The 6,981-nt window shown below is 74.5% G+C and carries 8 protein-coding genes; 6 read left to right on the top strand and 2 right to left on the bottom strand.

Going from position 1 to position 6,981, the window contains the following annotated elements:
- From VGP36_26180 to VGP36_26170, 3 genes are all read left to right on the top strand, one after another.
- On the top strand, positions 1 to 789 hold a 789-nt coding region (locus VGP36_26180; GenBank protein ID HEV7658203.1), incomplete at its 5' end, for an aldehyde dehydrogenase family protein.
- A gap of 80 nt (positions 790 to 869) precedes the next feature.
- A complete protein-coding gene (locus tag VGP36_26175; GenBank protein ID HEV7658202.1) occupies positions 870 to 1,643 on the top strand; it encodes a hypothetical protein in 774 nt (257 codons plus the stop codon).
- Positions 1,644 to 1,676: 33 nt separating this feature from the next.
- Complete coding sequence (locus VGP36_26170; protein HEV7658201.1) at positions 1,677 to 2,291, top strand: hypothetical protein; 615 nt, start codon at positions 1,677 to 1,679, stop codon at positions 2,289 to 2,291.
- A 79-nt stretch (positions 2,292 to 2,370) separates the two neighbouring features.
- Here VGP36_26170 and VGP36_26165 read toward each other — a convergent pair whose 3' ends face one another.
- A complete protein-coding gene (locus VGP36_26165; GenBank protein ID HEV7658200.1) occupies positions 2,371 to 3,885 on the bottom strand; it encodes a serine/threonine-protein kinase in 1,515 nt (504 codons plus the stop codon).
- A 44-nt stretch (positions 3,886 to 3,929) separates the two neighbouring features.
- Between VGP36_26165 and VGP36_26160 the strand changes: the two genes are divergently transcribed.
- From VGP36_26160 to VGP36_26150, 3 genes are read left to right on the top strand one after another with little or no spacing between them, the layout of a single operon-like run.
- Positions 3,930 to 4,484 (top strand): RNA polymerase sigma factor, encoded by a 555-nt coding sequence (locus VGP36_26160; protein ID HEV7658199.1) that lies wholly within the window; start codon positions 3,930 to 3,932, stop codon positions 4,482 to 4,484.
- A gap of 31 nt (positions 4,485 to 4,515) precedes the next feature.
- A complete protein-coding gene (locus VGP36_26155; protein ID HEV7658198.1) occupies positions 4,516 to 5,736 on the top strand; it encodes a hypothetical protein in 1,221 nt (406 codons plus the stop codon).
- Position 5,737: 1 nt separating this feature from the next.
- Positions 5,738 to 6,418 (top strand): hypothetical protein, encoded by a 681-nt coding sequence (locus VGP36_26150; GenBank protein ID HEV7658197.1) that lies wholly within the window; start codon positions 5,738 to 5,740, stop codon positions 6,416 to 6,418.
- A gap of 200 nt (positions 6,419 to 6,618) precedes the next feature.
- On the opposite strand, the gene VGP36_26145 is transcribed toward VGP36_26150, so the two are convergent.
- Positions 6,619 to 6,981, bottom strand: a 363-nt coding sequence (locus tag VGP36_26145; protein HEV7658196.1) for a helix-turn-helix transcriptional regulator, incomplete at its 5' end; no start/stop codon positions are given.

The raw sequence follows: 6,981 nt of genomic DNA, 5'->3' as shown, positions 1-6,981 counted from the left end.
TCGGAGTCGGGACGGTCGTACGAAGTGTCCGATGTGGACGGTCGGTTCCTGGCCAACGCGGCCCAGGCGTCCCGCAAGGACGCCCGCGACGCGGTGGTCGCCGCCCGCAAGGCCCAGCCGGGCTGGGCGAAGGCGACCGCGTACAACCGGGGGCAGGTGCTCTACCGGGTCGCGGAGATGCTCGAGGGCCGGCGGGCGCAGTTCGTGGCCGAGGTCCGCGGGGCCGGCTCGCCCGACGCGGAGTCCGAAGTGGACGCCGCCATCGACCGCTGGGTCTGGTACGCGGGGTGGACGGACAAGGTGACCGCCGTGCTCGGCACGGTGAACCCGGTCGCCGGGCCGTACTTCGACTTCTCACTGCCGGAGCCGACCGGCGTGGTCGCCGTCCTCGCGCCGCAGGACTCGGCGCTGCTCGGCCTGGTCAGCGTCGTCGCCCCGGTGATCGCGACCGGCAACACCTGCGTGGTCGTCGCCGCGAACGACAAGCCGCTGCCGGCGATCACGCTGGCCGAGGTGCTGGCCACCTCCGACCTGCCCGGCGGCGTGGTCAACCTGCTCACCGGTTCGACCGCGGAGATCGCACCCTGGCTGGCCGCACACGCGGACGTGAACGCGCTCGACCTCACCGGCGCCGACCCGGTCCAGGCGGTCGAGCTGGAGCAGGCCGCGGCGCAGACGGTCAAGCGGCTGCTCCCGGCGGCCGACCCGGACTGGACGGCCGATCCGGGCATCCGGCGACTGTCGGCGTTCCTGGAGACCAAGACCGTCTGGCATCCGCTCGGCAACTGAGATCTCGTCCCTTTCGGGCACAACCAGTTCGGGATCGGCTGCGTCACCTGGAGTGAGAGGCCGAAGGAACCGGTCCGTTCGTGGGGGAGCTCGACATGCGCCGCAGCACCGTTGCCGTTGTCGTCGCCGCCGGTCTGGCGTTGCTGGCCGGGTGCTCCGGCGGCGCCGAGCGCACCACGATCGGGGCTCCGGTCCTCACCGCCTCCACGCCGGCCACGACCGCCCCGGTCCCGCCGACCTCGGCGCCGGTCGCAGCGCCGGTCGCGGCGCCGGTCGCGGCGCCGGTCGCGACCGAGGAGCGGACCACCAAGGCGCCGAGCCCGCCGGCCACGGTCAGCGCGCCCACCTCGTACGTGCGGACGAGCTTCCAGATCCCGCAGAACCCGTCCGGTTACGCGGTCGTGAGCAGCGAGGTCCCGGCCGGCTGGAAGACCACCAGCACCGCCTCCGGCCAGGGCGCGGAGAACTCCAAGGGCATCATGGACCGGCGCGACCCGGCCGGCGTGCTGCTGGTCCGGATGCTGCACGAGCCGGCCACCGGCGGCTACCTGTCCAGCGGTGACGACGACTCGCTGGCGTACGTGGTGAACGAGTACCGCACGTTGTCCGGGGCGGTGGTCATCGTGACCGCGCCGACCTACACGGCCGAGAACGGCCTGCGCGAGGTCGAGTTCACCGTCGACGTGACCGCCGGCGGGCGGCCGCGGCACGCGCTGGTCGCGGCCTGGGTCCTCAACGGCCAGGTCATCAGCGCGTACGTGTCGGCGCCGGTCGGGTCCGAGACGACCGCCCGGGTGCTCTACCAGCACGCCACCGACCTGCGGCCCACCACCCACCTCGGCCCGCTGGGCTGACTAGGCTCGTGGCCGGGTCAGGGAGGTGGCGGTGTGCGGCGGGTCGGCGTGGTGCTGGTGCTGGCCCTCGCCGCCGGGACCGGCTGCGCGATCCGCCCGGACGTCGTCCCCGGCGCCGCCGCCCCGCTCACCGCGACCGACAGCACCGGGCCGGCGAGCACCGACTCACCGACGCCGTCCGGCAGCCCGCTGCCGCCCGTACCGAACGATTTCCGGACCCTGACGATGACCGGGTTCGGCGTGACCGTGACGCTGCCGGTGCCGCGCGACTGGGCCGCCACGCCGAGCAAACCGGACGGGCTGACCCGGACCGACGTCGACCTGCAGACGCCCGAGGTGCTGCTGCGCATCGACCTCAGCGCCCGCGGCCCGGGCTCGGCCGCCGACGGCGCCGTCCGCAACGAGCAGGACACCACGCTGGCGGACTACCGGCGCCTCGCGATCACGCCGGTGGACGGGGTCGGCGAGGACGCCGCCGACTGGACGTTCACGTTCGTCCGGAACGGCACCCGGCAGGTCGTCGACCGGCAGATCGTCGACGGTGACGGCGGCATCGCCGTCTACTATTCCGCGCCGATCGAGCTCTACAAGCGCTACCTGCCGGTGTGGAACCAGGCCGTCCAGGGGCTGACCATCACCATCCGGTGACCGGCGCACCGGTGGCCTCCGACCGAGCCCGGCCACGTCGAGGAGAGCGACGGCGGTCAGATCCTGGCCGACCGGGCCGTCAGGCGGACCAGGTGACGGCGAGGCTGCGGACGATGTCGTCGGCGGTGCCGGCCGAGGCGGGCTCCTTCACCTGCACGTACACGCTGAAGGAGTCGTCGGGTGGCTGCAGCACCGCCTCGACGTACGCCATGGCCGAACCGCTGCAGGTCCGGGTGGTGAGCGTCCCGGTCAGGCCCGAGCCGGCGAGCGGGCGCGGCGGCGAGGCCGGGCAGGCCGCGGCCACGCTGCGGGCCTGCAGGTCGCGCGGGCCGACGCCGTCGGCCCGGCCGGCGAACACGCCCGGCACGTCCGAGCGCGGGTCGGCCCAGCGGGTCACGTCCGGGGTGACGACGAGCGCGACGCCGGACCGGCCGGTCACCCCGTACGGACCGAGATCCCAGGAGGTGCGGCGTTCCTGGCCGGCCCAGTCGGCCGGCACCCGCAGCCGGATCGCGCCGTCGGTGGTGCTGACCTCGACCGGGCGGCCGCGGCCGAGCACCGCGGCGGCGGTCCCGGCGCCGGCCAGCACGAGCACCGCCACCAGCAGCGTGACCAGCAGGCCGCGGCGACGCCGGCGGGGCGCGACCGGGCGCTCGAACGTGAGCGTCGGCTCGGGCAGCGGCTCCGGGTCCGGGTCGAACAGCCGCTCGTTGTCCTCCCGATCCGGCCGGCTCGGCGACTCCCCGGCCCGCTCCGGGACCGGCCGCCGGGGAGCGGACGCGGGGGCTGGGGACTCGTGGAGGCGGACGGCGGCGGCGTCGAGTGCGTCGGCCAGCGCGCCGGCCGAGGGGAACCGGTCCGCCGGCCGCGCCGCCAGCGCCTGCCGGACCACGTCCTCGACCGGCACCGGCACCTCCGGCCGCAGCGAGCGCACCGGCGCCGGGACCTCGTCCTGCTTGGGCGCGACCCCGGTGAGCAGGTGGTGCAGCACGGCGCCGATCGAGTACACGTCCGCGCGCCGGTCCAGCGGGGTGTCCCCCGGCCGGGCCTGCTCGGGCGCGGTGTACCCGGGAGTGCCGACGGTCAGCGTGAACCCGGAACCGCGGGCGGCCGCCTTGGCCAGCCCGAGGTCGGCGATGAGCACCCGCTCGGTCCCGTCCGCGGCCGAGCGCAGCAGCACGTTGCCGGGGTTGACGTCGCGGTGGATGACGCCGACCTGGTGCAGCACGGCCAGCCCGCGGGCGATGTCCGCGCCGTACCGCAGCGCCTCGCCGACCGGCAGCGGGCCGTCCGCCAGCCGCTCGGCCAGCGTGACGCGGTCCGCGTACGTCATCACGAAGTAGGGGCGGCCGTCGGGCAGCTCGCCGATGTCGTGCACCCGCACCACCCGGTCCGAGTCGGCCCGGCGCAGGATCCGCGCCTCCTCCTCGAACCGGGTCCGGACGTCGAGCCGGTGCGACCAGTTGTCGGCGAGCACCTTGACCGCGACCGGGGCGTCGAGCACCTCGTCCGCGGCCAGCCACACCGTCGCGAACGCGCCGCTGCCGATCCGCCGCACCACCCGGTAGCGGCCGAAGCGGTCAGGTGTGGTCACCCGGTCATCATCGTGGAAAGGCCGACGGGGGGAAGGATCAGGACATGACGGAGACCGGCACGGCGGACACCGAGCAACTGGCCCGGCGCGCGGCCGGCGGCGACCGGGCGGCGCTGGACGAGCTGCTGCGGGCGATCGAGCCGCGGGTGCTGCGCCAGGTGGGCCGGTTCCTGCCCTACCGGCAGGACGCCGAGGAGGCCACCCAGGACGTGCTGCTCAAGGTGGCGACCCGGATCGGCACGTTCGAGGGCCGATCCCGGTTCTCCACCTGGCTGTACGAGGTGACCGCGAACCAGGCCCGGCAGACGTACCGGACGCTCAAGCGGCGGGCGGCCGAGCGGACCACCGAGCGGCCGGTGGAGCGGCCCGACCCGCGGACGACCAGCGTGATCGCCGGCTCCCGGCTGGACCTGCTGGACGCACTGGAGCGGCTGGAGAGCGAGCACCCGGACCTGGTCCGGGCGTTCGTCCTGCGCGACCTGTCCGACCTGGAGTACGCGGACATCGCCCGGGTGCTCGACGTCCCGGTCGGCACCGTGAAGGCCCGCATCCACCACGCCCGGCGGTACGTGCGGGAGAGCCTGGACGGCGGGTCATGAGCGGATCGCCCACCAGGGATAGGCTGCCGCGGTGACCAGCGCCACGGACGCCTCTGTCGTACCGATCCGGCTCACTCTGGACGGGCGGACCGGAGTGACCCTGTGGGCCACGCCGTGGGAGGAAGACGGCGAGGAGTGGCAGGCCTTCCTCGGCGCCGGCCAGCACGTGCTGGTCTTCGGCACGGTCGAGGAGATGGCCGAGCACCTGCGCTCCGGCGAGGAGAACGACCTCACCGACCACCCGCGGTGGAAGGACCTGCTGCAGCTCGCCCCGGGCGAGCTGGAGCCGGACGAGGACTACGTCTTCGACCTGGACGGGGCGTACGAGCTGGCGCTGGCCGACCCGGATCCGTACACGGTGTCGGAGCTGTCCGACCTGGTCGACCTGGTGCAGCGGGTGGCCGAGGTGTGCGACGACGGGGTGCTGCTGCGGCTGGTCGAGGAGACGCCGGAGTTCGCGGCGCTGCTGGCCGACGACGCGTCGTTCGCCGGCGCCGAGGGCGAGGACCGCTGGACCCGGGTCGGCGGGGTGGTGGAACGGTCCTGGGAGCCGCTACTGGAACGGTTCGCCGGGCTGGTCGAGTGGCGCGGCAGCGAGGTGCTGGCCGAGGACGCGCAGACCGCGGCCGACCGCGACGACGACACCGACGACGACGAGGACATCGACGTCGTCGACCTGACCGACGACTCCCCCGCCGAGACGGCGGACGAGCCGCGGACCGGGCTGGCCGCGGAGCTGGTGCGGGACGCGGTCGGCTCCACCGGCGCGGTCGAGGTCGAGGGCGAGGACCCCACCGACGACGGCGAATACTCGATCTGGGAGGTCGCCGGGATCCTGCCGCTGTCGGTGACGCTGCCTTCGGGCACCGGCTACACGCTGCGGACGTACAACGGGCCGGACGACGAGCCGGTCTTCCTCGGCGCGGACCTGACCGTGGACATGTTCCGCACCGCCGACGGCCTGGTGGCCTACTGCCGCTCCGGCGCGGAGCACGACCTGTCCGAGATGGTGACCTGGGCGGACATCGCGGAGGTGGAGGAGGACCTGCCGGTCGAGCCGGAGCCGGAGGAGGTCTACGACCTGCGCTCGCCCAGCGAGGACGCGGTCGAGCTGGCGCTGGAGATCGCCGACTACTGCGACCTCGACGGCGTGACCGCGACGCTGACCCGGCGCCGCACCGGCGAGATCCCGTTCGACGCCTGGACCGCCGCGATCGACGAACTGGGGACCTGCATCCGCTGGCACGACTGACGTGGAGCCGTACTGGTCGACCCGGCCGGGGCCGGAGCCGGATGCGGCAACCCGGGCGGAGTTCGATGCGCTGCTGGCCGGCGCGGTGGCAGCGGGGCCGGGGAAAATGATCGACTACCGGCTGGCGGCGCCGAAGTGGCAGTTCCTGTGCCACGTCGCCGACGCGGGCGCGGTCGTGCTGCACGGGTCGACCAGCCCGGACATCGCCGTGTTCGAGCCGCGGCAGTCCAACGACATCGCGGAGTTCGGCAACCGGACCGCCGTGTACGCGGCGGCGGACGGGCTGTGGGCGATGTTCTTCGCGATCCTGGACCGGCCCGCGCACCGGATGTCGCTGACCAACAGCTGCTTCCGGGTGCTGGCCGACGACCGCACCCCGAGCGAGCCGTACTACTTCTTCTCGGTGAACTCCGAGGCGGTCGAGCACAGCCACTTCTCCCCCGGGACCGTCTACCTGTTGCCGGCGGACCGGTTCGAGCGGGAGGCGGCGTACGGGGAGGGCGGGCGGCAGGTGGTCACCGCGCAGGCGGCGTCGCTGGTGCCGGTCGAGCCGGTGGCGAAGCTCGCGGTGACGCCGGCCGACTTTCCGATGCGCATCCGCGCGCACGAGTTCGCCGTGCAGCAGGCCCGGATCGAGGCCGACCCGGGTGGCTTCCCGTGGCTGGCCGACGACGAGATCTGATACTCACCGCTGCCCCTGCGGGCAACCCGGTAGCCGGTGCTCAGCCGGGCCGGTGCCGGCCACCGGGTTACCCGGGGATCGCAACCCGCTCGGGTCCGCGCCGCCGCGGTGCGCGGGCGGGCAGCCGCCGACCCGGACGTTCGGGCCCGGTCCGGACCGGAGCGCGCCCCCGGGTAGACAGGTCGGGCAGAGTAACCGGCCTACCCGCGGCGGCCGAGGGCGGCGGCCAGCTCCTCGCGCCGGGTGACGCCGAGCTTGCGGTAGCTGTGCTGCAGGTGGTTCTCGATCGTGCGCCGGGACAGCTGCAGATGCCCGGCGATCCGCGGCGACGACCAGCCGCCGGCGGCCAGCTCGGTGATCTCCCGCTCCCGCTGGGTCAGCGGCGCGAACCGGTCCCCGCCGCGCCACCACAGCTCCGGCAGGTCGACGTCGGCGCGGGCGGTGACCCGCTCCAGCAGCCGGCGGTCGGCGGTGGCCCAGTCCGGCCGCTGGTCGAGGTCGGCGCAGGCCAGCGACGCGGCCGCGGTCTCGGCGGCGAGCCAGTGCAGGCCGGCCTGCTCGTA

This window comes from Mycobacteriales bacterium, from assembly GCA_035995165.1.
Lineage (GTDB): Bacteria > Actinomycetota > Actinomycetes > Mycobacteriales > CADCTP01 > CADCTP01.
This window is presented reverse-complemented; position numbering and strand designations above follow the sequence as displayed.

Bases quoted from the DNA above. Each gene is read 5' to 3' on its own strand.
- VGP36_26160 (HEV7658199.1), top strand. From the start codon at position 3,930: ATGACGGAGACCGGCACGGCGGACACCGAGCAACTGGCCCGGCGCGCG.